This is a genomic window from Streptomyces sp. NPDC007971 (assembly GCF_042958635.1).
GTDB lineage: Bacteria > Actinomycetota > Actinomycetes > Streptomycetales > Streptomycetaceae > Streptomyces.
Genome location: NZ_JBIBJK010000023.1, coordinates 85773 through 110016, shown reverse-complemented (window position 1 = coordinate 110016; position 24244 = coordinate 85773). Strand labels below are relative to the sequence as shown.

Below are 24244 nucleotides of genomic sequence, written 5' to 3'. Positions count from 1 at the left end.
ACTGCGTGCCGCCCCGATGCCGGGACCGGCTTGGGACCGCCAAGTAGCCTGTTTCGCACAGAACTTCGGTCTGGACTTGCAGAGCAGGTATGGTTATGTGATCAAATCTCCCGATGCGTACCCCCCACATAAAGACGCATCACCCTGCCCCGTCCGACGGGCCTGCCGGCGAAAGGGTTCCGCTCAGCCGCAATCCGTACGACGAACTGGCGTCGCTGGCAGACAATCCCCTCGACGACTTCCTCACCGAGGACCGCTCGGCCGGTCCGCAGGACGACGCCGAGGAGCCCTGGTCGCCGCCCAACCACCGGCGTGGCAGCCGCCGTCGCAACCGCGCCACCGGCCTGCCCATCGTGGTCAGGGCTCTCGCCTGGGTGCTCACCCTCGCCTGCCTGATCACCCTCGCCGACCGCTGGGCCCTGCTCTTCGCCGAGCACAAGGCCTCCGAAAGACTCAAGGACCAACTGCACCTCGCAGCCGCCCCCGAGGTACGGATCGGCGGCTTTCCGTTTCTGACCCAGGTGGCCGCACGGCGCCTGGACTCGGTCCGCGTCACGGTCCCGGACATCCCGGCCCACCGGGTCACTCTCACCCAGGTCACCGCCACGGCGGACGGGATCCGCATCGACGGCGACGGGCTCACCGCCGTACGCGGCGCGCTCGTGCGCCGGATGCACGGGCAGGTGCTGCTGTCCTTCGCCGACATGAACCGCGAACTCGGCGCCTCGCAGGTGTCCTTCAAAGCCCACGGGCCGGGCACCGTCGAGGCCCGTGGCGCCCTCCGCCTCGCGGGTCGCGATCTGCGGCTGCGGGCCGACGCCCGGATCCACCGCAACGGGGAGCGGGGCATCGCCACGTCCGTGGGCGGCATGCGGCTCGACATCGGGGACCTCGCCACGTTCCGCCCGGGCACCGGGCCCTCGGAGGGTCTCCACCTGACCCGCGGCTCGGCGCGTCGGCTCGCCCGGGAGGAGGAGAAGATCAAGGCCTTCCTGGCCGTGCCGGAGATCGTGCACCGCCTGGGCGTGCCCGACGGCGTGGTGAGTGCCGCGCTGCGGGACGAGGACAAGCTCCACCGTCTCACCGGCGCCCCGCGCTTCCTGCACGACCTGACGCGCCTGAATCTCGTCGACGCGGCCCTCGCCCACCCGAAGCTCCTCGAACGGCTGGGCCTCGACCTGTCCCTGCTCACCGCCCTGACCAAGCTGACCCGCCCCCAGATCGCCGACCGCTTCTCCTTCTCCTTCCAGATCCCGAAGCCGCCCGCGGGGGCCCTGCGGCTGCAGGGTGTACGGGTGGCCAAGGACGGCATTCACGCCGACGTCAGGGGGACGGGGCTGCTTCTGGGACACTGAGGGTGCCGCCCTGACCGGGCGGCACCCGGACCGTCCCCTCCGTTCCGTGCCGCGACGGCTACCGGGCCGGCGCCCTGCAGGTGATGTCCGTGGCCGGCAGACGGCCGGTGCCGAGGTAGGCGTTGACCGCGGCATCGACGCAGCGGCTGCCGTAGACGCCGAACACCGCGTGCTGGTCGGCTCCGCGCAGGGTCACCAGGCGGGAGGAGTGCCACGTGCGGTGTACCGCGGAGGCACCCTCGTAGAGGGTGCGCGGGTCTCCCGTGGCGTTGACGAGCAGCGCGGGAAGGTCACCGCGGACAGTGGTGGGGCGCTCGCGCGGCCGGTCCCAGAAGGCACAGGCGTTGAGGTTGGCCGTGACGGGGCCGAACAGCGGGTCCTGTGCGCGGGCGCGCCGGACGTCACGCCAGTAGACCTCCGGGTCGTGGGGAGCGGCGCCGTCTGCGCACAGGATCGCCGTCTGCACACTGCCGTACGGCGATTCGGCCCCGGTGAGCTCGAACTTCAGCACGCCGGCGAGCCACGGGGACGGGGTGACCCGCTGCCCGTCCGCCGCGCGCAGCATGTCGTGCATCCCCTGCGCGAAGTCCCCGTAGGCGCTGTCGTTGTCCTGCGAGAGACCGTTGAACAGGACGATGGGCGCCATGTGTTCGTCCACCCGGTAGGCGCCGAGCCGCAGGGGTGTGCGGGCGGCCACGGCCCGGATGCGGTCCACGCTCGCCAGCACCGCCCCGCGGGTGCGGCCCAGACCGTACGTCGTGTCGCGGGCGGCGGTCCAGGAGGCCCAGCCCTCCAGGGCGTGCCGGTTGGCCGGGCCGACACGGCGCAGCAGCCGGGGGCCGTACTGCGCCGGGTCGATCACACCGTCCAGCACGACCCGGTCGGTGCGTGCGGGGAACATCGTCGCGTACACCTGGCCGAGGTAACTGCCGTACGAGTAGCCCAGGTACGAGATCTTCCGCTCGCCGAGCGCGGCGCGGACGACGTCCATGTCGCGCGCGGTGTTGCGCGTGGTGGCGAAGGGCAGCACATCGCCCGCGTGTATCCGGCAGCGCCGGGCCAGGTCCGCGGAGAAGGCCGCGATGCGGTCGAAGCCGGCCCGGTCGCGGCCGGCGCCGCGGAACGCCGAGCCGGTCGGCCAGTGGCAGTCCAGCGGTGTGCTGCGGCCGACGAAACGGGGATCCACGCCCACCACGTCGTACCGTCGGCCGACGTCCTTCATGGCCTTGCGCACCCACGGCGGGTCGCCGATCGTCTGGCCACCGGGGCCGCCGCCGTTCAGCAGCAGCGGGCCCACGCGGTGGGCGGTGTCCGTCGCGCGGATCCGGGACACCGCAACCGTGATGGTACGTCCGCCCGGATCATCGTAGTCGAGCGGTACGGTCACGTCGGCGCACCGGGCGCCTGCCTGTTCCAGCTCCTTTCCGGTCGTGTCGCCGGACCCGAGGCGGCAGCTCTTCCAGGTGAGGTGCTGGTGGTGGTAGCGGGCGAGCGGATCGGCGGCCGCGGCCCGGGCCGGGACGGCGGTGGCGGGCAGCACCGTCAGGGCGAGGGCGGTGGCGGCCAGGCCCAGAGCGGCCCACCGGACCGTGGTTGCCCTGTCCGGCCGTAAAGAGGTTGCCGAGCGTTTCAAGAGTGCGTCCTTTCTGGGGTTCCGGTTTCTCCGGACGGGCGGCCTTCGCAGAACGCGGTCTCCACGGCCTTCAGGAAGTCCTGTTCGGCCTGGAGCGTGGCCGGTACCTGGTCGAGGGCGACGGCGACGCTCCGCCCGCCGGGGCCCGTGGCGGTCAGCGCCCGGTGACCTCCCGGGACGGTCCCTGCGTGGCCCCACCACATGCCGCCGCAGCGCAGCGGGGAGGCGATCAGGCCCAGTCCGTAACGGGCCCCGGGCCAGAGGCGGTCGGGGTCGGCCGCCACGGTCCGCCGCATCTCGGCGAGCCGGGCCGCGGGCAGCAGTCGGCCGCCGAGCAGTGCGGTGGTGAACCGGGTCAGGTCGCCGGGGGTGGAGACCAGGGCGCCGCCGACCCCGCCGAAGGTCGTGTTCCAGTCGGTGCCGTCGACGCGGTGCCCGTCGGCCGCGGTGAAGTAACTGCGGGAGTGCGGTCCGCGGATGCGGGTGTCGTCCCCGGGCCAGTACGTGTCCCGCAGCCCGAGGGGCCGGATCAGCCGGCGGGTGATCTCCTCCTCGGGAGAACGCCCGGTGACGTCGCGGACGATCAGACCGGCGAGGAGGTAGTTGGTGGTGGCGTAGTGCCAGGCGCCGCGCGGGCGCGGCAGGTCCAGGGCGCGGGCGACGAGCTCGCGCGGTGTGAAGTGCCGGTACCGCAGGCGCTCGGGGTGCTCCCACTCGGGGGCATCGAGGTAGTCCGGCAATCCGCTGGTGTGCTGGAGCAGTTGCCGTACGGTGATCCGGCGACCGTCGTAGCCGTTCCTGCGGACCACTCCGGGAAGGTAGCGGTCCACCGGGGCGTCGAGCGAGAGGCGGTGCTCGGCGGCGAGCTGGAGCACCACGGTCGCGGTGAACATCTTCGTGACGCTGCCGGCGCGCAGCCGGTCGGTGGTGTTCATCGGGCGACCGCTGCGCAGGTCGGCCGTCCCGGCCGCCTCGGTCCAGCGGGCGCAGGGTCCGCCCGCCGCGTCGGTAACCAGGACCGCCGCTCCGGCGAGGCCGTCCCGCTCGGTGAGGGTGCGCAGCGCCCGGCGCAGCTCGCCGTGGGGGGCGCAGCCGGCGTGCTGCCGGGTGTCGGGCGGCGGCCCGGTGGCGGCCGCCGGTGTGACCGGCGCGACGAACGCCGCCAGCAGGGCCGCCACGCACAAGCGTCTGCGCAGGGTGGAGGTGGTGATCGATAACGTCGCCATGCGCACCAACGCTAGGCACCCGCCGGAACCGGATCACTCCTGCTGGCCGCCGATTCGCGGGTGGGGGCAGCCCCAGCGCGCAGGAGGGGAGATCCCCCGTGTGCACCGGGCCCCGGCCGAGCGTCGCGCTCCCCGGCGTGGTGTCGTACCGCGGCCCGGCAAAAGGCCGGGCCCGGGCCGGGCCGGCCCCGGCCGAACGCGACGAGTCGGGCGGCCCGGTCCGGCGTCTCAGTTCCCTTCGGCGGCCGGGCGGTACAGCACGGGCAGATCGGCGGGCCGTACCCGGACCGTCACCGGCAGGGTCGCGTCCACCTCGCCGTCGGCGCCGTAGGGGACGGGGCGGGAGGCCTCGATGCGCAGTTCCTTGCCGCGCAGGACCTGTACCTCGGGGCGGTTGATGTGCGCGCCGGTCTTCAGCTCGTTCATCAGGGCGAAGAACAGTCTGCGCGGTGCGTCACGGATCATGACGACGTCGAGCAGCCCGTCGTCGACCCGGGCACCGGGGGCGATGAGCCGGCCGGAGCCGTAGTAGGGGGAGTTGGCGGCCACGACTGTGTAGCCGCGGTGGGCGTGTTCCTCGCCGTCGACGGTGACGCGGTAGTCCGCCGCGCGCCACGTGGTGACCGCGCGCAGGCCGCCCGCGTAGTAGGAGGCGGCGCCGCGCAGCAGACGGGCGTGGTTCGCGTGCCGGTTGGCCAGCGCGTCCACCCCTGCGTAGACACTGCCGAGGACGACGGTGCGCGGGTGGACGGCCGACTCGACCTCGATGGTGTCGACGCGCCGGGGCTCGGCGTGCAGCAGGATGTCGGCGAGGGCGGCCGGGTCGGCGGGCAGGTCGAGGGCGCGGGCGAAGTCGTTGCCGCGTCCGGCCGGCACCAGACCGAGGACGGTGCCGGTGCCGCTGAGCGCGCCGCCGATGCCGCCGGCCATCCCGTCCCCGCCGACCGCCAGGACCACCCGGCCGCGCTCCCCCGCCTGCCGGGCGATGTCCTGGGCGTGGGCGAGGCTGTTGCTGTACTCCGTCTGCAGCTCGGCTCCGGCTTCGCGGAGCAGACGGGCCAGCCGGAGCAGCGACGCCGCCCCGGTCGAGTCGCCCGCGGTCGGGTTGACGACGGCGGTGAACTGTCGCATCGGTGTGCCTCCGGGGCGGTGACGGTAGGAGTGGAACGGCCGGGCGGGTGGGGAGGTGGGTGGATCAGTCGGTGGGCAGCAGGACGCCGGGGTTGAGGATGCCCTCGGGGTCCAGGCGGCGCTTGACGGCACGCAGCGCCTCCACGCCCAGTTCCCCGGCCTCCCTGACATACCAGTCTCGGTGGTCGGTGCCCACTCCGTGGTGGTGGCTGATGGTTCCCCCGGCGGCGATGACCGCGTCGTTGGCCGCGTGCTTGGCGCGCGTCCAGTGCGCGACGGGCTCCTCGCCCTGGGCGCTGACCACGGTGAAGTACAGCGAGGCGCCGTTCTCGTACACGTGCGAGATGTGGCACATCACCAGGGGCGGGGTGCCGGCCTGGGTGAGGGTGTCGGTCAGGGCGGTTCGCACGGCCGTGTACAGGTCGGGGATGCGGGACCAGAAGGCGGCGGTCTCCAGCGTCTCGGCAAAGGCTCCCGCATCGAGCAGGGAGTCGCGCAGGTAGGGAGCGGAGTAGCGGCCGTGGGCCCAGCGCTCGCCCGGTTCGGCGCCGAGCAGGGTTCCGCCGGCCTCGCGCAGGACGGCCGCCGCCTGCTCACGGCGCTGAGCCGTGTCCTCGGCCGTGCCCTCGTAGCCGGTGATCGCCATGCATCCGGCCTGGCTCTGGGCGAGCCCGTCGCCGATGGCGTCCGGCTGGGCGAGGCCGATGAGCGTCTCGGTCTCGTCGGACAGGCGCAGCACCGTCGGCCGGGGTCCGTCCTGGGCGAGCCGGCGCAGGGCCGCGGCCCCCTCCTCGAAGGAGGCGAACCGCCAGCCCTCGTAGACCCGGACCTCGGGCAGCGGGCGGATCCGTACGGTGACGGAGGTGATGACGCCGAAGGCGCCCTCGGAACCGAGGATCAGCTGGCGCAGGTCGGGTCCGGCGGCCGAGCGGGGGGCCCGGCCGGCCTCGATGGTCCCCTCGGGGGTGGCGAGGGTGAGACCGAGCACCATCTCGTCGAAGCGGCCGTAGCCGGCGGAGGCCTGTCCGCTGGAGCGGGCGGCGGCGAAGCCTCCGATGGTGGCCCATTCGAAGGACTGCGGGAAGTGGCCGAGCGTGAAGCCCTCCGCGGCGAGCAGGGCCTCGGCCTCGGGGGCGCGCAGGCCGGGCTGGAAGACGGCGGTGCGGGAGACCGGGTCCAGGTCGAGCAGGCCGTCCATGCGGCGCAGGTCCAGGGCGACGAAGGCGCGCCGCTCGGGGGCGAGGCCGCCCACGACGGAGGTGCCGCCGCCGAAGGGCACGACGGCCAGGCCGTGCGCCGCGCAGACCTTCAGGACGGCGAGGACCTCGTCGTGCGAGGCGGGCAGGACCACGGCCTCGGGGATGTCCGAGACGTCTCCGGCGCGCAGGCGCAGCAGGTCGGGCGTGGACTTGCCGCGGGTGTGACGGACGCGGCTCTCGGCGTCGGTGCGGATGTGGTCCGCGCCGCCGACGGCCTCGGCGAGCGCCTTCAGGGCGGCGGGGCCGGCCGTGGGCTCGGGAAGGCGGATGTCCTCAAGGGCCAGGGCCGGCGTGGTGTGCGGCTTGACGCCGAGCAGGTCGCGCAGCAGTCCGGTCACCGAGTCGGGCAGCGGTGCCGCCTTGGCCGGGTCGCCCCAGCCGTTCCACAGCATGTCCATCGAAGGGTCGTCCTCACAGGTCGGTGTGCTCGGTTCGCGCGGCGGCGTCTCCGCCCGGCCCCCGGGGCGTTACACTGTGACACATGACGCCTATTCGTCACAACGGTTCGGACAATGATCACGTCCTCGACGCGGTGCGCGACTGCGTTCTGGCGGTCGGAGTCCGCCGCACCACCCTCGCCGACGTGGCACGCCGCGCCGGCGTGTCCCGGATGACCCTGTACCGGCGGTGGCCCGACCTGCGCACCCTGGTCGGCGACCTGATGACCCGTGAATGGATCGCCGTGGCCACCCGCGCGATCCCGGAGTCCACGACGGGCACGGACACCCGGGCCCGGATCGTGGCGGGGCTGGTGGCGGGGGTGGAGGCGTTCCGCGCGCACCCTCTCTTCCGCAAGATCGTCGACGTCGATCCCGAGCTGCTGCTCCCCTATGTCCTGGACCGGCGCGGGGCGAGCCAGGAGGCCCTGCTGGCACTGCTGGCCGACGCGCTGCGCGAGGGCCACGCCGACGGATCGGTTCGCACCACCCACACCGAACGGCAGGCCCGCGGCCTGCTGTTGATCGTGCAGTCCTTCGCCCTGTCCCTGCGCACGATGACCGACGAGGACGATCCCGACCTCGACTCCCCCGCCCTGCTGGGCGAACTGCGCACCCTTCTGGAGAGGACCCTGACGCCATGAGCCGAACCGAGGCCGTACGAGACTCGTCCCTCAGCGCGGACCGGCGCACCCGGGAGCTGGCCCGGGCGACGGACGGCACCGTGGCCGACGTGCTGGTCGTCGGACTCGGTGCCACGGGGGCCGGAGCCGCCCTGGACGCGGCCGCCCGCGGGCTGAGCGTGGTCGCGGTCGACGCCCATGACCTGGCCTTCGGCACCTCCCGCTGGAGCTCCAAGCTCATCCACGGCGGTCTGCGCTATCTGGCGTCCGCCCAGTTCGACGTGGCGCACGAGAGCGCGGTCGAGCGCGGGGTGCTGATGACGCGTACCGCCCCGCATCTGGTCGCCGCGCAGCCGTTCGTACTCCCGCTGACCCCGCTGGTCTCACGCGCCCAGTCCTCCCTGGCCTGGGCCGGGTTCCGGGCAGGAGACGTGCTGCGGCTCGCCGCCCGGACGCCACGGCAGGTGCTGCCGGCTCCGCGACGGCTGTCGGCGACGGAGGCCCGGCACCTGGCGCCCTCGATCCGCGCGGACGGCCTGCGCGGCGGGCTGCTGTCCTGGGACGGCAAGGTGACCGACGACGCCCGGCTGGTCACCGCCCTCGCCCGGACCGCGGCCGCCCACGGCGCACAGGTGCTCACCCGGACCAGGGTGCTGGAGCTGACCGGGTCCGGCGCCCGGATCCGCGACGAACTCACCGGCGAGGAGGGCGAGATCCGCGCCCGCGCCGTGATCAACGCCACCGGGGTGTGGGCCGGCGACCTCGTCGGCGGCATCCGCATCCGCCCCTCCCGCGGCACGCATCTGGTGCTGCGCTCGGAGCGGCTGGGTGCACTGCCGGCCGGTCTGCACATCCCGATCCCCGGCGAGACCAACCGCTTCGTCCTGGTCCTGCCCCAGGGCGACGGCCGGGTCTACGTCGGCCTCACCGACGAGCCGGTCGACGGCCCGGTCCCGGACGTGCCGGAGGTGCCCGAGACCGACATCGGTTTCCTGCTGGACGTGCTCGGCTCGGTGCTGGACACACCGGTGCGCCGCGACGAGGTCGTCGGCGCCTTCGCCGGGCTGCGCCCCCTGCTGGACACCACCGGGCACGACGGCCCGGGAGACGCATCCGCCCGCACCTCGGACATCTCGCGCCGGCACGCGGTGCTGACCTCGCCCGACGGCGTGACCACGATCGTCGGCGGCAAGCTCACCACCTACCGGCGGATGGCGCAGGACGCCGTCGACGCCGCCGCCGAGGTCCGCGGCCTGCCCGCGCGCCCCTCCCCCACCGCCTCCCTGCCCCTGGTCGGTGCCGCCTCGCCCGAACGGCTGCGCGCGCTGTCCGCGCCCCGCCGTCTGATCCGCCGCTACGGCACCGAGGCGCCGGCCGTCCACGCCCTGGCCGAGCGGGACCCGGCCCTGGCCGAGCCGGTCCTGGCGGGGCACCCGGTCACCCGGGCCGAACTCTTCTGGGCCGCCCGGCACGAGGGCGCCCTCGACGCGGCGGACCTGCTGGACCGCCGCACCCGCATCGGCCTCGTCCCCGAGGACCGCTCCGAGGCGCTGGCCGTCGCCGGGGAGATCCTGGCACAGGCCCGGTCCGCCGCGCACAGCCAAGCGTGACCCCGCGCCGGGCAGGACGCCCGACGACAACCGGCTCCCGCTTGAGCGGCGCCGAGGGCCCCGCCGGCCACCCGGTGGCGCGCAAGCGGCACCGGGGGCTCGTGGGCGTTTCGGCCGCATCCGTGTGCCGGGCCGGTCGGCGCGCTCAGCTCCCGAGGATGTTCACCGCGCGGTCGAAGGCCGAGTCGCGGCCCTTGGCGAACTCCTCCTTCGTGAAGACCGGTTCGGCGATGTGCGGCGGGATGCCCGTGCCGTCGAAGGTGCGGCCGGTACGGGTCAGGAACTCCTCGTTGGGCAGGGCGAACACCATGCCGTCGGGAAGGTGACGCACCATCACGTCCGAGAAGACCCCCTGTGTGCTCCGGCCGATGCGGACGGTGCGGCCGGGCCGGTCCATGAGCGCCTGCGTGAAGGTCTCCCCCGCGCTCACCGTCGAACCACCCGTCAGGACGGCGACGGGACCGGTGTAGCGGGGCGCATCGGCCGGAGTGACCGCAACGGGCTCCGGGCGGGTGTGCCGGGCGGGGTCGGCCGGATCGTCGCGGACCCGCTTGGCGTAGGCGGGGTAGGGGGTGTCGGTCAGACGCCGCGCGATGCGGATGCCCAGGGTGTCGGCTCCGCCGCCGTTGATGCGCAGGTCGATGATCAGCCCCTTGAGGCGCTCGACCCGCTCGGTCGTCAGGACCGTGTCGAGCGCCCGGTCCAGTTCCGCCTGTTCGGCGCTGTAGGGGGCGTCCTTGCCGGCGTAGCCGCCGAAGCCGGAGATCCTCAGATAGCCCCGGTTGCCGGGCAGGTCGGCGTAGGTGATCCGGCCGGCCGCGAAGTCCTGCCGGTGGGAGGCGTTCTTCAGGTCGCGCGCCACGATGAACTTCTTGACCCTGGCGTCCAGTTCCTCGGTCGGGACCTCCGTGCCGGGCCGGACCTCGTAGAACCTGCTGTCACCGTTCTGGACCACGACATGGGCGTCGTACAGCGGCCGCACCATCCGGCTGAAGATCGTGAAGAGTTCCTTCCCGGTGGTGTTCTTGTGCACCTGCGGCCGGTACCGGTCCCGTACGGCGTGCCAGTCGATGCCCTTCGCGGCGAAGAACGGGTAGTTCTCCTCGAAGGTCTGCCAGAAGACGTCGAAGGAGGTGCGGGGGTCGTCCGGCAGCCCACGGGTGCAGGCGGACGGGAGTGCCGCGATCCGGCGCAGCTTGCGGTGGCCGACCGAGCTGTCGGCGGCGAGCGTGGCGTGGTCGCGGTCGTGCCCGGTCCGTACGGTCAGCAGGGTGCCGTCCGTCGTCAGAAAGGTTCCGGGACCCGTCTGCGGTGAGGTGTCGCCCTTGAGACAGCCGACCGACGTCGTCTGGTACTCCTGCAGGACGCCCCCGCCCACGGTGAGGACGGTGCCGTAGCCGTCCGTCCGCCATACGCCGTCGGTGCCCGGCGGGTCCGGCTCGGCGGCGCCGGCGGCGGGGACGGCGGCGGCGGTGAGGGTGAGGGCGACGACGACGGTCGTGACGATGCGCACGGTCCTGTCCTTCCGGTGCATGCCTGCGGGACACCACCGTGACCGACGGCGCCCGGCAGCCACCATCCGGTGAGCCGGTGCATCGGGGGTCGGGGCAACCCCCGTGTCCGCGACCTGCCGCGCCTCACCCGCCGGCTCAGGCGAAGCGTTCCGCCAGGTCTTCCAGGACCGCCACCGCCCGGTCGACGTGCTCGTACGGCACGAAGACGTGGTCGTGGTGGAACCCGGCGACGACGTTGCAGCTCAGGCCTGCGTCGGCGAGTTCCCGTGCGACCGCGGCGGTCAGCCCCACGGCCTGCAGCGCGGAGTGGACCCGCAGGGTGATCCAGCCGGCCACGTAGTCGTAGCCCATCCCCGCGGCGTCCGCCTCCTCCAGCGGCGCCACGACGGTCAGGCCCTCCTGCTCGGCGACCGTCACCACCGGGCTCACCCCGGAGGGCACGCCACCCTCGACGGTGGTGAACACATAGCGGCCCGGATTCAGCTCCGGACGCATCCCGCTCAGCAGCTTCTGCAGATCACTCTCACCGCTCATGATCACCACGTTACGGGAGACGGGCCGCATCACTCCTCGAAGTGGCTGGGCCTGGTGTCGCGGTGAACCGGACGGCCCAGTCGGGCGGCCCGGGCGGGCGGCAGGAGGGTCCAGGTGCTGTCGGACCCGCGGAGGGCGGGCGCGGACTCTTCCAGGCGCAGGGGCGCTCCCGCGCCAGAGGTCGACCGACGGGACTCGTGCATCAGGTGTTTCTCCAGTTCATGTCGTACGGCGTCCCGATCGGGGGCCGTGGGGCCGGGGATGCCGGGCCGTGGTCGGGCCGGTTTCCGCGAGGGGGGCGGGGCAAGCGTCACGCGGGGCGGAGCCGGGTGTCGATGCGCTGCCGGGGGCACCGTCAGAGGCCGGCGAGACTCTGCTCGGCGTCCCGTTCGACGGCCGTTCCTCGCTCGGGCACCCCGGCGAGGTCGGGTCCGGGTACGGCCGACAGACGTGGCAGCAGGCAGGCCCAGAACTCCACCATGCGTTCGTTCGACAGCCAGTCGCGGTCCCGGCTGCCGAGCGCCTCGAAGCCCACCGTCGCGGCCACCACGGCCACGGCCACTCCCTCGGGCGAGACTCCGTCCGTCAGCTCCCCCGTCCGCTGTGCCTGGGCGACGACGTCACGCACCCAGCCGTGCCACCGGTCCAGCACCGTGGCACCGCCGTCCCGGGACAGGTCGCCGCTGAGGGCGAAACCGGCGCGCACGACCGGGTCGTTCGCGAAGGTGACCACGAGCTGGCGAATGGCAGCCACGAGCACCCCGAGCGCGCTGCCGCCCGCAGACCGGCAGCGCTCGGCCAACTCCTCGACCCGGCACGCCGCCACGCTCTCGATCTCGCCCGCGAGGTCGTCCTTGCTCGGGAAGTGGAAGTGCAGGGCGCCGGCGCTCACCCCGGCCCGTTTGCTGATCGCCGGCAGTGACGCACGGGCGTATCCGTCGTGGGCGAAGGCCTCGGCCGCCGCGAGAACGAGGGCCTGCCGTGTGCGAGCCGCACGGACCTGCTTGACCATGACGCCCTCCTCCTGAACCTGCGTGGACACGGCCCCGGAGCCACAGCTCCAGATAACCGCATGTTCAGTATGTTTATGAGGGTTCGGCGCGGCAAGACCTGACGGGGCACCAGGGCAAAAACGTCGAGGAACGGCACTTGGGAACAATCAAACCGCGTGGCTGGTTTGAGTGTCCTGTCCCCAAGGAGATCCGTAAGGCGACGTGAACTCCGGGGAACGCGGAAGCCCGCGGCCCCGGGCGGGCAGCGGACTTCCGGCGGGCACGTCGCCCCGGGCTCAGGACGCCGAGGGGCGCAGCACCACGGGCAGCGACCGGTAGCCGTTCAGCATGAAGGTCGGCAGCGGCGCCAACTCCTCGGGCGCGCAGGCCAGCCGAACGTCCGGGAACAGCTCGAAGAGCCGGGACAGGGCGGAGGCGGCCTCGATCTCACCGAGCGGTGCGCCGAGGCAGCGGTGCGGGCCGTGACCGAAACCGAGGACGTCACGGTCGGCGGTGCGCAGCAGGTCGAAGCGGGCCGCGTCCGCCCCGTGCCGGTCGGTCTCGTGGCCGCCCGCCGCGAAGTTGACGAGGATGCAGTCGCCCTTGCTGATCCGCACCCCGTCGAGGTCGATGTCCTCCACGGCGAACCGCATCGGCGCGTACGCGCCGGGGGTGTGCACCCGCATGGTCTCGGCTATCACGTCCGGCCAGGCGGCCCGTCCCGCGCGCAGGTGCGCCAGCTGCTCGGGGTGGGTCAGCAGTGCGCCGACCGCGTTGGTGATGAGGGTGGCGGTGGTGTCCTGGCCGGCGGCGATGAACATGAAGAGGGAGCCGAGCAGTTCCTCCTCGGTGAGGCGGTCGCCGTGGTCCCGGGCCGTGATCAGCGCGCTGGTGAGGTCGTCGCCGGGCTGCTCCCGCTTGGTCTTCACCAGGGCTGCGAGCCGCCCGAAGGCCTCCAGCCGCGCGGCCTCCATGTCCTGGGCGGAGACGGTGGAGCTGAACACGGTGCTCAACGCCGTGGACAGGGCGTCCGTCTCGGGGCCCTCGGGCACACCGAACAGCTCGCAGATGACCCGCAGCGGCAGCACCTCCGCGTAGGCGGTGCGCAGGTCGATGCGGGTCCCGGGCGCGAGGGCGGCGAGTCTGCCCAGCAGTTCGGCCGACAGCTCCTCCACCCGGGGGCGCAGCGCTTCGGAGCGCCGCGCGGTGAACGCTCCGGCCAGCAGCCGGCGCAGCCGGGTGTGATGCTCTCCGTAGGCGAACAGCATGTTCTCGTTGGCCACCCACGGATAGAGGGGCCACTCCTCGGTGATCTTTCCCTCGATGAACGGCGGCCAGTGCAGACGGGCGCTGCGCGAGACGCGCGGGTCGGTCAGCAGCCGCTCCACGTACGCCTGCTGCACGACGGCCCAGGCGAACACCCCTCCGGGCAGTTCCACCCGGACCGCGGGGCCCTGGGCGCGCAGCATCGCGGCCTCTCCCCTGTGGTCCCGGCCCATCAGGTCCAAGGCGTAAGGGCAGGCGGTGTTTTCCATCACAGTGCTCCCTGGGTCGGTCCTTCATCACGTTGTTGCGTCGCGACGTGCCCATGGCAGCGATGTCCGCTCCCCGCACCCGGGATACCTGCCTCCGTGGCCGTCGGAGGCTGCCGTCTCAGGAGACGGCGGGAGCCTCCTCCGGCTCCCGGTTCATCTCCACGGCCTCTTCGTAGACCCGCCTTCCGCGGTCCAGCGACATGTCCAGGCGCACCAGTACCGCCGGGACCGCGATGCTGGTCATCAGGTGCCGGTAGAGGTCGACCACCCGTTCCATCAGGTCCGCATGGTCGTTCATGATCTTGGACAGCACCTGCGCCCCGGTGAACGCGGCCACGAAAGCCTTCGCCGCGGCCTCCACGTCGACCTGGGGCAGCAACTCCCCGTTCGCCTTCGCCCGTTCGAGCAGATGGGCGTTGTGGTCGACCCACGAGGCCATCGGCACCCGCCGGTCCAGCCCGTCGTGCGGTGACCCCTGGTCCACGGTCAGGCGGATGCTGCCGCGCACCATCGGGTCACCCGTGCCGAGCAGGTGCGCCAGGAGGAACCCGGCGTCGAGCCCCTCCTGGAGCACCAGTTCCCTCGGTGGCGAGGCCGGCACGGCCTTCAGCTGGTCGGTCAGCACCGCCTGGGCGAGCTGTTCCTTGGAGGCGAAGTGGAAGTAGAGGGCGCCCTTGGTGACGTTCGCCCGCTGGAGGATCTCCGAGATGGTCGCCGCCTCGTAGCCGACTTCGGCAAAGACGTCGGCGGCTGCCACCAGGATGTTGCGCCTTGTCCTGATCGCTCGTTCCTGCAAGGCCACGGCACATCCTCCGCACTGGCTTCACGGGCCGGTCGGCGACAAAAAGAAACCGACAGGTACGTATCCTGCCACCCGGAAAGATGGCCTTTCAAGCATGCCCCCGCCCCCTCCTCACCTTGCACACAGGAAATCCCGGCCGTCGCTGTGCACCAGAATAAAACCTGTCAGCCGGTATCTCAACGTCCGAGCAGCAGTTGCGCACGCCAGAAGGCCCTCCGGCCCGAAGCGGCCCCGGAAATCCCCTTCCGTTTCTGCGGCAGGGCGCCGACCCCATGTCGTCGCAGTTCAGCCGCCGTTGGCAGAAACTTGGCTTGATTAGCAAACCGGGAGGTCCGTATCTTCTGACTCTACGCATCCCACCCTTCCGGATCTGCGACTACTGGAGAGGGTCATGACCCTTCTGACACCTCAGGTACATATCCCCTCTTTGCCGGAGATCGAGCACTATGACACGCATCAGGTGGCTCATCCGGAAAGGAGCCGGGCGGACGGTCCGGACTTGAGGTCCGACGGACCGCATCCCGGCACGCTCGCCGGCGAGTTGGCCCGTCTTCTCTTCGGTGGCGAGGAACGGCAGCACATCCACGCGAGGTGGCGCGACCTGATCGCGCAGGAGACATTCCGCCACCGCCCCGGACTGGACTCCGCCGGGCGCGCGGCCCTCTCCTACGAGTGGCTGCGCGTGGTGAACGACACCGTCCGGGGAGCCGAGGAACTCGCCGACGACCCGGGGCTGCTGGCAGGGCTGCACGAGTGGGCGGCGATCGTGGACGGCGGCGGGGGCCTGTGCACGGTGGCGAGCATCCACTACAACCTCTTCCTCGGCAGCCTGCTCGACCACGAGGGCGCCGAGAGCCGGGACCTGTCCGACTACACGACCCTGCGGCGCACCGGCACGTTCCTGTGCACCGAGCTGGAGCACGGAAACGACGCCTGGGCGCTGCAGACCACCGCCGAACGGGACCCGGTCACCGGCGGGTTCATTCTCAACACCCCGCACCCGGGCGCCCAGAAGTTCATGCCCAACACCAGCATGACCGGCGGACCCAAGAGCGCCGTGGTGGCCGCCCGGCTCCTCGTCGACGGCCGGGACGAGGGCGTCTTCCTGTTCCTGACGCCGCTGAGCGACGAGAGGGGCCTGCTGCCGGGAGTGCGGGTGCGCCGGCTGCCCCTGCGCACCGGCGCCCCGGTGGACCACTGCCTCACCGCGTTCGACCACGTGCTGCTGCCCCGCGACGCCCTGCTGGAGTCCGCGCACGGCCGCCTGGACGCCGACGGCCGCCTCCACAGCAGCCTCGGCAACCGGCGCAAGAGGTTCCTGCAGTCCATCGGCCGGGTCACGATGGGCAAGCTGTGCATGAGCGGTGCCGCCGTCGGCGCGACCCGGGCCGCCCTCGCCATAGCCGTCCGCTACGGCGACCAGCGGCAGGTCAGCGGCCCGCGGGTGGGTCAGCGCATCCCGGTCAACGCCCACCGCTCGCACCACGGCCGGCTCCTGAAGGGCCTCGCCACGGCCTACGCCATGACCTTCCTGCACCGCTCGGTGCTCGCGCAGTGGGCGCAGCAGCACGCCGGCCGTGACACCGGGCGGCGGGCGGAGACCGAGCGCCTGATCGCCGTGGCCAAGAGCTGGATCACCTGGCAGGCGCGGGACATCACCATCGAGTGCCGGGAACGCTGCGGCGCCCAGGGCCTGTTCGCCGTCAACGGCCTGTCCGAGTTCCCGCAGTACGTCGAGGGCACCATCACGGCCGAGGGCGACAACCTGGTGATCTGGGTGAAGGCCGCCGCCGAGATGCTCTTCGAGCACCAGCCGCCCCGGACGGACCCCGAAGCCCCGGGCGGCGTGGCCCGCCTGGCGGATCCCCGGCAGGTGCGCGATCTGCTGGCCGGAGCCGAGGTCATCTGGCAGGACCGGGCGCGCACGGCGCTGCGCCGGGGCCCTTCGGGGGATCCGGTGGAACGGTGGAACGGCGCCTCCTCCGCCGCCCTGGAGATGGTCTCGGTGCACGCCCGGCTGCAAGCCGCCGACGCCTTTCTGGAGGCAGCCTCCCGGGCGGCGGACCCGGGGACCCGTGATCTGCTGGACAGGCTCTGCCTGCTGTTCCTGCTGGAACAGCTCGGTGAGCACACCGGCGACCTGCTGGCCGAGGGCCATCTGTCCCGCGAGCAGGTCCGTGCCCTGCCCCAACTCCTGGACGACGTGCTGGGCGGCCTCGCCCCGCACATGACGGACCTGGTCGAGGCGTTCGACCTGCCGGCCGCGTACCTCGACGGGATCCCGCTGGTCAACTCCGGCCACGTCTCGCTCGCGGACTACGCCACCGCTGCCGAGTAGAAGGCGGTGGGCGCCGCCCCGTGGCGCTGGACGCCGGCCCGTCGCGTACGGGGACGCCCGCCGCCGCCACTGCCCGCCCGGACCGTGGCGCGTTGTCGCCGTTGCCGTGTTCGTCCGCCCATGACACGTTCGGACGGCCCCGGCCGAGCGGACCGGGGACCGACGGGAGGGGTCGACGGATGGCGCGAGACAGCGGACACACCGGCCGCACGGTACTGGCCACGGCGCTCACCGTGGCGACGACGCTGATCGCCGTCGCCGTGGCGGGACCCTGCGCTGCCGCGGCGGCCGGGCCGCCCACGGCCAGCGCCGCGCGGGTGACGGCGGGCGTGCTCACCGATCCCACCCCCGAGGAGCAGGAACACCTCAGAGAGGTGGCCGGTGCGATCTGGACCCCGGAACTTGCGGCCGGCTGGAACATGAACGCCGACGTGGCCGACGTCCTGTCGACGGCCACCGGGGAGATCCTCAAGTGCAGCGAGGCGTTCGCGCTCGTCCCGCGCCCGCCGGGGTTCCTCCCGGGAATCGGCTACCTGGTCGGCTACTGGAAGAACCTGCGCGACTACTTCCTGGTCGTGAAGGACAACCGGACCTACCGCGCGTGTGTCGTGACCGCGGCGGCCAACTACCGCTCGGCCGTCGAGATGGCTTCCATGGGCATCTGACCCGGGGCCCGGTCAGGGCCTGGCGAGGCCGTCGATCCAGGACTGGAGCCGTCTGCCCTGATCGGCCATCAGGCCGGGGTCGCGCAGGGTGTTGGTGAGGACCGACATGCCCTGGTAGGCCCCGACCAGTTCGACGGCGAGGGCACGGGCGTCGGAACGGCCCAGCTCGGCGAACTGCCGCTCGACCCAGTCCAGCAGGGCCCGCATGACCGTGGCGGCGGCTTCGTCCAGGCCGTCGTCACGCTTGTCGAGTTCGGTGGCCAGGGTGCCGAAGGGGCAGCCGAAGCGGGCCGCGGTCTCGCGCTGTTCCACCCAGCCGTCGATCAGCGCCTTCAGCCGGCCGGCCGGGTCGGGCAGTGCGTCCAGACGGGCGGTGAGCACGGTGAGCCGGTCGCAGTGGGCGCCCAGCGCCGCCTCGACCAGCTGGTCCTTGGTCTTGAAGTAGTAGTAGACGTTGCCGAGGGGGACATCGCCGGCCCGGGCGATGTCCGCGAGGGTGGTCTTCTCCACGCCCTGCTGGTGGAAGACCTGGACGGCGGCTTCGACCAGGCGTTCACGCTTGCCGCCCCGGCCGGAACGGGCGGCGGCTCCGGCATCCGCACCGGTTTTTGAGTCAGTCACCTGACTAAGGATAGACAAGGCCGAGCGCCACGACTAATGCACTTTCTTAGTTAGCCAACTAACTCAATCAGGAGTGAGTGCCGTGATCGTGGTGACGGGTGGTTCGGGCAATGTCGGGCGGGCGCTGGTGGCGAAGCTGGCGCAGGAGGGCGAGACCGTGACAGCAGTGGCCCGGCGCATCACCGCCGAGGACGTCCCGCGGGGGGTGCGGGCCGTCGCCACCGACCTCGGGCAGCCTGCCGGTATGGCGCCCGCGCTGGAAGGGGCCACGGCACTGTTCCTGCTGGTGGCCGGCGACGATCCCGAAGGGATCCTGAAGCAGGCCGCCGCGGCCGGGGTGACGAAGGTGGTCCTGCTGTCCTCCCAGGGCGTGGGCACCCGGCCGCAGGGCTACGCGCACGCCGCCGGCTTCGAGGCGGCCGTGGCCGCGTCGGGACTGGCCTTCACCGTGCTGCGCTCGGGCGGCATGGCCTCCAACGTGCTCGCCTGGGCGGAATCCGTGCGGCGTCACCGCACCGCGGCGGCGCCCTTCGCCGATGTGGCCCTGCCGTTCGTGGACCCCGACGACGTCGCCGCGGTCGCCGCCGCCGTGCTGCGCCAGGACGGGCACGACGGGGCCACCTACACCTTGACCGGACCCGAGGCCGCCACCCCCCGGCAGCGGGCCGCCGGACTTGCACAGGCCCTGGGTGAGCCGGTGACCTTCGTGGAGCAGAGCCGTGAGGAGGCACGGGACCAGATGGCGCGGTTCATGCCGGGACCGGTGGTGGAGGGAACCCTCTCCATCCTCGGCGAGCCGACCCCCGGGGAACAGGCCGTCAGCGCGGACGTGGAGCGGATCCTGGGCCGCCCCGCAACCCCGTTCGCCGCGTGGGCGGCCCGCAACGCCCCGGCCTTCCGCTGAGGCGCTCCGGGGAACGGGTGCCGCCTCCGCCGAAAACCCCTCGCCGGGCAGGCCGACCACGGCCTGCGCCTTCTGGGCGGGGACGTCACGGGCTTCCTGCCCGGCGGCGCATGTGAGACCGGGGCGTCACGGGTCCCGGGCCGGGCAGTGCAGGCAAGACCCGGGCGTCACGGGTCCCCGACCCGGCGGCGCGCTCGGGACCCCGGCGTCGCGGGTCCGTGGCCCGACGTGCGGCGCGTTTACGACCCGGGCGTCACGGGATCTCCTGCTCGGCCCAGATGATCTTTCCTTCGGCCGTGTAGCGGGCACCCCAGCGATGCGCGAGCTGGGCCACCAGAAACAGGCCGCGGCCACCCTCGTCCATGCTCCGGGCGTGCCGCAGCCGGGGGGCGGTGCTGCTGGTGTCGGCGACCTCGCAGGTCAGCCTGGCGTCGCGGAGCAACCGTAGACGGATGGGCGCTCCTGCGTACCGGACTGCGTTGGTGACCAGTTCGCTGACGATGAGCTCCGTGGTGATGGCCAGTTCCTCAAGGCCCCAGTCCGTCAGCCGGCGGATGGCCTCGGCCCGGGCATGCGCGACAGCCACCGGATCGGCGGGCACGTCCCACGAGGCGACCTGCTCCGCCCGCAGGGCGTGGGTGCGCGCCAGCAGCAGAGCGGCGTCGTCGGGCCGCGGCGCCGGCACCAGCTGCTGCACGGTGTGGGTGCACAGGGCGCCGAGATCCGTTGCGGTCTGGTCCAGCGCCGTGCCGAGCCGGGCCATTCCCGACTCGACGTCCTGGTCGATCCCCTCGATCAGGCCGTTGGTGTAGAAACCGATGAGGCTGTTCTCGGCCAGTTCGATCTCGCTGGACTCGAAGGCCATGCTGCCCAGGCCGAGTGGGGGCCCTGCCGGAATCTCGGGGAAGTAGGCGTGCCCGTCCGGTGCGACGACCACCGGGGGCGGGTGTCCGGCCCGGGCCATGGTGAACCGCCGGGTGACCGGGTCGTAGACGGCGTAGAGACAGGTCGCGCCGATGAAGGTCGCCGCATTCCCCGTGGCCGCGCCCCGGCCGGTCTCCTCGCCGCTCAGCCGCATGACGAGGTCGTCGAGGTGGGCGAGCAGGTCGTCGGGCGGCATCTCCATGGCAGCGAGGGTCTGCACCGCAGTGCGCAGCTGGCCCATGGTCGCCGCGGCGGAGATGCCGTGGCCCACCACGTCCCCGACGACGAGTCCCACCCGGGCGCCGGCCAGGGGGATCACGTCGAACCAGTTGCCGCCAACCCCGCCGCTCGCGTCCGCCGGCAGATAGGAGGAGGCCACCTCCAGCGCCGTTCCGCCGGTCAGGGCGTGCGGCAGCAGGCTGCGCTGCAGAGTGACGGCCGCATCATGCTCCCGGGTGTACCGGCGGGCATTGTCCACGCACATCGCCGCCCGTGCCACCAGTTCGTGGGCCAGCAGGACGTCGTCGGGCCCGAACGGGACCGGGTTGAGCGAGCGCACGAACGTGGTGAGACCGAGCGCCGTGTTACGCGCCCGCATCGGCACGGAGATGAGGGAGTGCATGCCGAACTCGCGCATCCGGGCCGCCCGTACAGGCTGTTCGGACACCCAGAGGTCGTCGGACGGGTCGACGACCGGGATCAGGACCGGATCACCGCTGACGAGCAGGTTCGCGTCGCCGGGCGGAGGCAGGAAGTCCACCTCCTCCCCCACCTGTGCCACCGCCTCGGGGCAGCCCTCGCGCACCGACTGGAGGCCCACGCGGCGCATCGCAGGACGCGCGGGGGCCGGCCCGGCGTCACTCGGCCAGCCTGCGTGCCCGTCGGTACTGAGCACAGGCTCCAGGAGGTCGACGGCCACGAAGTCCGCGAAGCGGGGGACCGCGAAGTCGGCCAGTTCCTGTGCGGTCTGCACGACGTCGAGGGTCCTGCCGACGCTGGTGCCGGCCTCGTTGACCAGCGACAGGAGCTGGCGGGCGGTCCAGCGCTCGGTGACGTCCTGGACCATGTAGCAGACCCCGGCCTGCGTGTCGGCCCCGTCCATCAGAGGGAAGAACGAGCTGGAGTAGGCATGCCGGCGGTGGGGATCTGCCCAGCTCCAGCCCAGGTACTCGTAGTCGGTCACCGGCTCCCCCGTGGCCAGTACCTTGCGCATCAGCCCCTCGATGGTCTCTCCCTGCAGGCCGGGCAACAGCTCGCTCAGCCGGCGCCCCAGCCGCTGGTCCCGGGGCACACCGCCGAATCGTTCCAGCGTGTCGTTCAGCCATACATAGCGCAGTTCCCGGTCCATCACGGCCATGCCGACCGGTGAACGGGTCAGGAACCCGTCCAGAACGGACTGGCCCACCGTCCACTGCTGCCGCTGCTCCCGCACGGAGACCAGAAAGCACTCCTTCTCGTCGATCCGGAAGGAGGCCGACACCCGAAGATCGATGTCGATCCGGCGGCTGTCCCGGTGCCGCACGGGGACGAGACCGCTCCATCCCATGCCGACCCGGCACCGCTGCGCGATGGCGACGGCGCGTGCCGGGTCCCCGGGCATGGCCAGCAGACGTGCGGCGGAACGGCCGACGACCTCCCGTGGGCGGTAGCCGAGCAGTGCCTCGGCGGCCCGGCTCCAGCCGACCACGACGCCGTCCGCCGAGAGCACCGCCGTCGCGTCGCTGGACGCGTCGAAGGCATCGCCCGTCCCCACGGGCGTGCAAGCGTCGACACCGTCTCGCCCTGATTCCATCCGATCCATCCTTTATTTCCACCATGGTCCCGCTTGTCCGACCGATGCGCACGAGCCGGACGGCGCGCCGTCCGTGCCACAGCCTGGGGTTGGGCCAGACGGAACGCTGGGGGCAGCATGGAGAGGTACCGGTCATCTGTGCTCGGGCACGGCGCACACGCGAGGCCGACCGGCCGGTGGAGGTGGATCTCGGATGGCAGTGGATTCCTTCCGCGCCGACGGCGACGAGCACGACGCCCCGCGGCCTCGGCCGACCGGCCTGCTGGACGTGCTCAGCGTGGCCGCGGTGGCGCTGGACACCCGCGGGCGCATCGTGTTCTGGACCCCGCAGGCCGAGGAGCTGTTCGGCTACAGCGCGGACGACGTCCTCGGCAAGGACGCAGCGGAGCTGCTCATCCGTCCCGAGCACCTGACGGCCGTGGTGAGTCTGTTCACCGAGGTGCTGGAGTCCGGCCGGGGATGGGCCGGCGCCTTCCCGGTCCGGCACAAGGACGGCAGCAGCCGCCTGACGGAGTTCCGCACCATGCGCCTGCTGGACGATCTGGGCGACGTCTACGCACTGGGCATCGCGGCCGACCACACCCTGCTCCAGCGGGTCGAGACCGATCTGGCACTGTGCGAGCGGCTGATCAACCAGTCCCCCATCGGCCTGGCCCTCCTGGATCCCGAGCTGTGCTATCTCCTGGTCAATCCGGCGCTGGAACGGATCGACGGCATTCCGGCCGAGGACCACATCGGCCGTCACCTGCGCGAGACGCTGCCCTTCCCCGACGTGAACACCGTGGAGTCGGCGCTGCGTCAGGTGCTGGCCACCGGCATCCCCCTGCTCGACCAGTACCACGTCGGCCGTCCCCCGCCGGACCCCGACCACGAGCATGCCTGGTCACTGTCCATCTACCGCCTGGAGGACCCGGGCGGGCGGGTCCTGGGCGCGGCCGTCTCCGTCGTCGACGTCACCGAGCGCCACCACGCGGCCGCCGAGGCCGACCGGGCCCGGCGCCGCCTGGCCCTCATCGCCGAGGCCTCCACCCGCGTCGGCACCACGCTGGAGGTGGAGCAGACCGCGCACGAACTGGCCGACATCTGCACCCCCGTGCTCGCGGACGTGGTCGCGGTGGACGTGCTCGACGCGGCGCTGGCGTGCCGCCGGGCCCGGCAGCCGGACAACGGCCCGGAGCTGTTCCGTGCCCTCGCCCTCAAGGCGGCCCAGCCGACGGTGGCGCTGCGCGCCGCCGACCCGCCCGGGGACCTCGCCGCCTACGAGGGTGACCGCCTGGTCACCCTGTGTGTCCACACCGGCCGCCCGGTCCTCGTCCGCCATGTCGGCGACCGGGACCTGCCGCGCATCGCGCGCAACGCCGAGGCGGGCGAGCTCCTCGCCCGCGCCGGCGTGCACTCCTATCTCGCGGTGCCGCTGATCGCCCATGGCGAGGTGCTCGGCGCCCTCGACCTCAAACGCACGCGCAACCCGCAGCCGTTCGACGACGACGACGTGGTGCTGGCCGGTGAGCTGGCCAGCCGCGCCGCCGTGGCCATCGACAACGCCCGGTGGTTCCAGAGCGTGCGCAACACCGCCCTCACCCTCCAGCGCAGCCTGCTGCCCGACCACCCGCCGCACCACACGGGCCTGGAACTCGCCTCCCGCTACCAGCCCGCCCTGGCCACCAGCGAAGTGGGCGGCGACTGGTACGACGTCATCACGCTCGCGGACGACAAGATCGCCCTGGTGGTGGGAGACGTCATGGGCAACGGCATCGACGCGGCCGCCACCATGGGGCGGCTGCGCACGGCGACCTGTGCCTATGCGGACCTGGACCTCGCCCCCGACGCGGTGCTCCAGCATCTCGACAAGATCACCTGCGATCTGGAGCACTACATCGTCACCTGCCTCTACGCGGTCTACGACCCCCGCACGAGACGGTGCACCATCGCCAACGCGGGACACATGCCGCCCGCACTCGCACGGCCCGGCCGGCCTCCGCGGTTCCTGGACCTTCCGTCCGGGGCGCCGCTCGGTGTCGGCGGCATCTCGTTCGAGACCACCACGGCCGAGCTGTGCTCGGGCGACCTGCTGGTCTTCTACACCGACGGACTCGTGGAAACCCGGCAGCACCCCATCGACGACCGTCTGAACGTCCTCCTCGGGTTTCTCGACGACCCCGGTCGTCCGCTCGAGGAGACCTGCGACCGGCTGCTGCACGGCCTGCGCCATCCCGACGACCACGACGACGTGGCCCTGCTCGTCGCCCGTGCCCTGTAGGCCGCGTGCGCCCACCATCCGCTTGGTGGGGTTCGCCGGTCGGTGCGACGCTGGGTGGGAAAGGTCTCCGAGGAGCGCAACCCTGGAGG

General features: G+C 72.5%; 18 protein-coding genes. 7 read left to right on the top strand and 11 right to left on the bottom strand.

The annotated features are described in order from the left end of the window. The first annotated feature begins 113 nt into the window (after positions 1-113). A complete protein-coding gene (locus ACFZCP_RS37145) occupies positions 114-1355 on the top strand; it encodes an LmeA family phospholipid-binding protein (RefSeq protein WP_391437703.1) in 1242 nt (413 codons plus the stop codon). A gap of 58 nt (positions 1356-1413) precedes the next feature. Here ACFZCP_RS37145 and ACFZCP_RS37140 read toward each other — a convergent pair whose 3' ends face one another. The 4 genes from ACFZCP_RS37140 to ACFZCP_RS37125 all read right to left on the bottom strand — a co-directional run bounded on the left by ACFZCP_RS37140 (position 1414) and on the right by ACFZCP_RS37125 (position 7002). Continuing rightward, entirely contained in the window at positions 1414-2988 is a 1575-nt protein-coding gene (locus ACFZCP_RS37140; RefSeq protein WP_391437700.1) for an alpha/beta fold hydrolase, read from the bottom strand. Further along, positions 2985-4214, bottom strand: a complete 1230-nt coding sequence (locus tag ACFZCP_RS37135; RefSeq protein ID WP_391437695.1) for a serine hydrolase — start codon at positions 4212-4214, stop codon at positions 2985-2987. Before ACFZCP_RS37135 ends, ACFZCP_RS37140 begins: the two co-directional genes overlap by 4 nt. 228 nt (positions 4215-4442) lie before the next feature. Next, on the bottom strand, positions 4443-5345 hold the full coding sequence (locus tag ACFZCP_RS37130; RefSeq protein WP_391437691.1) for a YegS/Rv2252/BmrU family lipid kinase: 903 nt from the start codon (positions 5343-5345) through the stop codon (positions 4443-4445). A gap of 64 nt (positions 5346-5409) precedes the next feature. Then, a complete protein-coding gene (locus ACFZCP_RS37125) occupies positions 5410-7002 on the bottom strand; it encodes an FAD-linked oxidase C-terminal domain-containing protein (RefSeq protein WP_391437686.1) in 1593 nt (530 codons plus the stop codon). Between the two features lie 83 nt (positions 7003-7085). Between ACFZCP_RS37125 and ACFZCP_RS37120 the strand changes: the two genes are divergently transcribed. Together ACFZCP_RS37120 and ACFZCP_RS37115 are read left to right on the top strand one after the other, a co-directional pair. After that, positions 7086-7685, top strand: a complete 600-nt coding sequence (locus tag ACFZCP_RS37120) for a TetR family transcriptional regulator (RefSeq protein ID WP_391437679.1) — start codon at positions 7086-7088, stop codon at positions 7683-7685. Next, complete coding sequence (locus ACFZCP_RS37115; protein WP_391437674.1) at positions 7682-9274, top strand: FAD-dependent oxidoreductase; 1593 nt, start codon at positions 7682-7684, stop codon at positions 9272-9274. The genes ACFZCP_RS37120 and ACFZCP_RS37115 overlap by 4 nt, the downstream gene beginning before the upstream one ends. 145 nt (positions 9275-9419) lie before the next feature. Here the strand turns inward: ACFZCP_RS37115 and ACFZCP_RS37110 are convergent, their stop codons facing one another. The 5 genes from ACFZCP_RS37110 to ACFZCP_RS37090 form a co-directional block, all read right to left on the bottom strand. Beyond that, entirely contained in the window at positions 9420-10787 is a 1368-nt protein-coding gene (locus tag ACFZCP_RS37110; RefSeq protein WP_391437669.1) for a S41 family peptidase, read from the bottom strand. Between the two features lie 136 nt (positions 10788-10923). Then, complete coding sequence (locus ACFZCP_RS37105) at positions 10924-11322, bottom strand: ACT domain-containing protein (protein ID WP_391437664.1); 399 nt, start codon at positions 11320-11322, stop codon at positions 10924-10926. Between the two features lie 355 nt (positions 11323-11677). Then, positions 11678-12334: a ScbR family autoregulator-binding transcription factor gene (locus ACFZCP_RS37100; protein ID WP_391437657.1), complete on the bottom strand. Its 657-nt coding sequence runs from the start codon at positions 12332-12334 to the stop codon at positions 11678-11680. A 276-nt stretch (positions 12335-12610) separates the two neighbouring features. Beyond that, positions 12611-13849: a cytochrome P450 gene (locus tag ACFZCP_RS37095; protein WP_391437652.1), complete on the bottom strand. Its 1239-nt coding sequence runs from the start codon at positions 13847-13849 to the stop codon at positions 12611-12613. Between the two features lie 118 nt (positions 13850-13967). Continuing rightward, on the bottom strand, positions 13968-14651 hold the full coding sequence (locus ACFZCP_RS37090; RefSeq protein ID WP_362699551.1) for a ScbR family autoregulator-binding transcription factor: 684 nt from the start codon (positions 14649-14651) through the stop codon (positions 13968-13970). A gap of 499 nt (positions 14652-15150) precedes the next feature. Here ACFZCP_RS37090 and ACFZCP_RS37085 point away from each other — a divergent pair, with 499 nt between their 5' ends. Then, positions 15151-16989, top strand: coding sequence for an acyl-CoA dehydrogenase (locus tag ACFZCP_RS37085; protein WP_391437643.1), 1839 nt, complete (start codon positions 15151-15153; stop codon positions 16987-16989). Between the two features lie 179 nt (positions 16990-17168). Continuing rightward, entirely contained in the window at positions 17169-17654 is a 486-nt protein-coding gene (locus ACFZCP_RS37080) for a hypothetical protein (RefSeq protein WP_391437639.1), read from the top strand. 12 nt (positions 17655-17666) lie between these two features. On the opposite strand, the gene ACFZCP_RS37075 is transcribed toward ACFZCP_RS37080, so the two are convergent. Further along, complete coding sequence (locus ACFZCP_RS37075) at positions 17667-18275, bottom strand: TetR family transcriptional regulator (RefSeq protein ID WP_391437635.1); 609 nt, start codon at positions 18273-18275, stop codon at positions 17667-17669. A gap of 82 nt (positions 18276-18357) precedes the next feature. On the opposite strand from ACFZCP_RS37075, the gene ACFZCP_RS37070 reads away from it, so the two are divergent. Further along, positions 18358-19179 carry an NAD(P)H-binding protein gene (locus ACFZCP_RS37070; RefSeq protein ID WP_391437632.1) on the top strand — a complete coding sequence of 274 codons (822 nt, stop codon included), beginning with the start codon at positions 18358-18360 and terminating at the stop codon, positions 19177-19179. A gap of 253 nt (positions 19180-19432) precedes the next feature. Here ACFZCP_RS37070 and ACFZCP_RS37065 read toward each other — a convergent pair whose 3' ends face one another. Then, positions 19433-21895, bottom strand: coding sequence for a SpoIIE family protein phosphatase (locus ACFZCP_RS37065; protein WP_391437629.1), 2463 nt, complete (start codon positions 21893-21895; stop codon positions 19433-19435). A gap of 193 nt (positions 21896-22088) precedes the next feature. Between ACFZCP_RS37065 and ACFZCP_RS37060 the strand changes: the two genes are divergently transcribed. Further along, positions 22089-24155: a SpoIIE family protein phosphatase gene (locus tag ACFZCP_RS37060; RefSeq protein WP_391437624.1), complete on the top strand. Its 2067-nt coding sequence runs from the start codon at positions 22089-22091 to the stop codon at positions 24153-24155. Positions 24156-24244 lie beyond the last annotated feature (89 nt).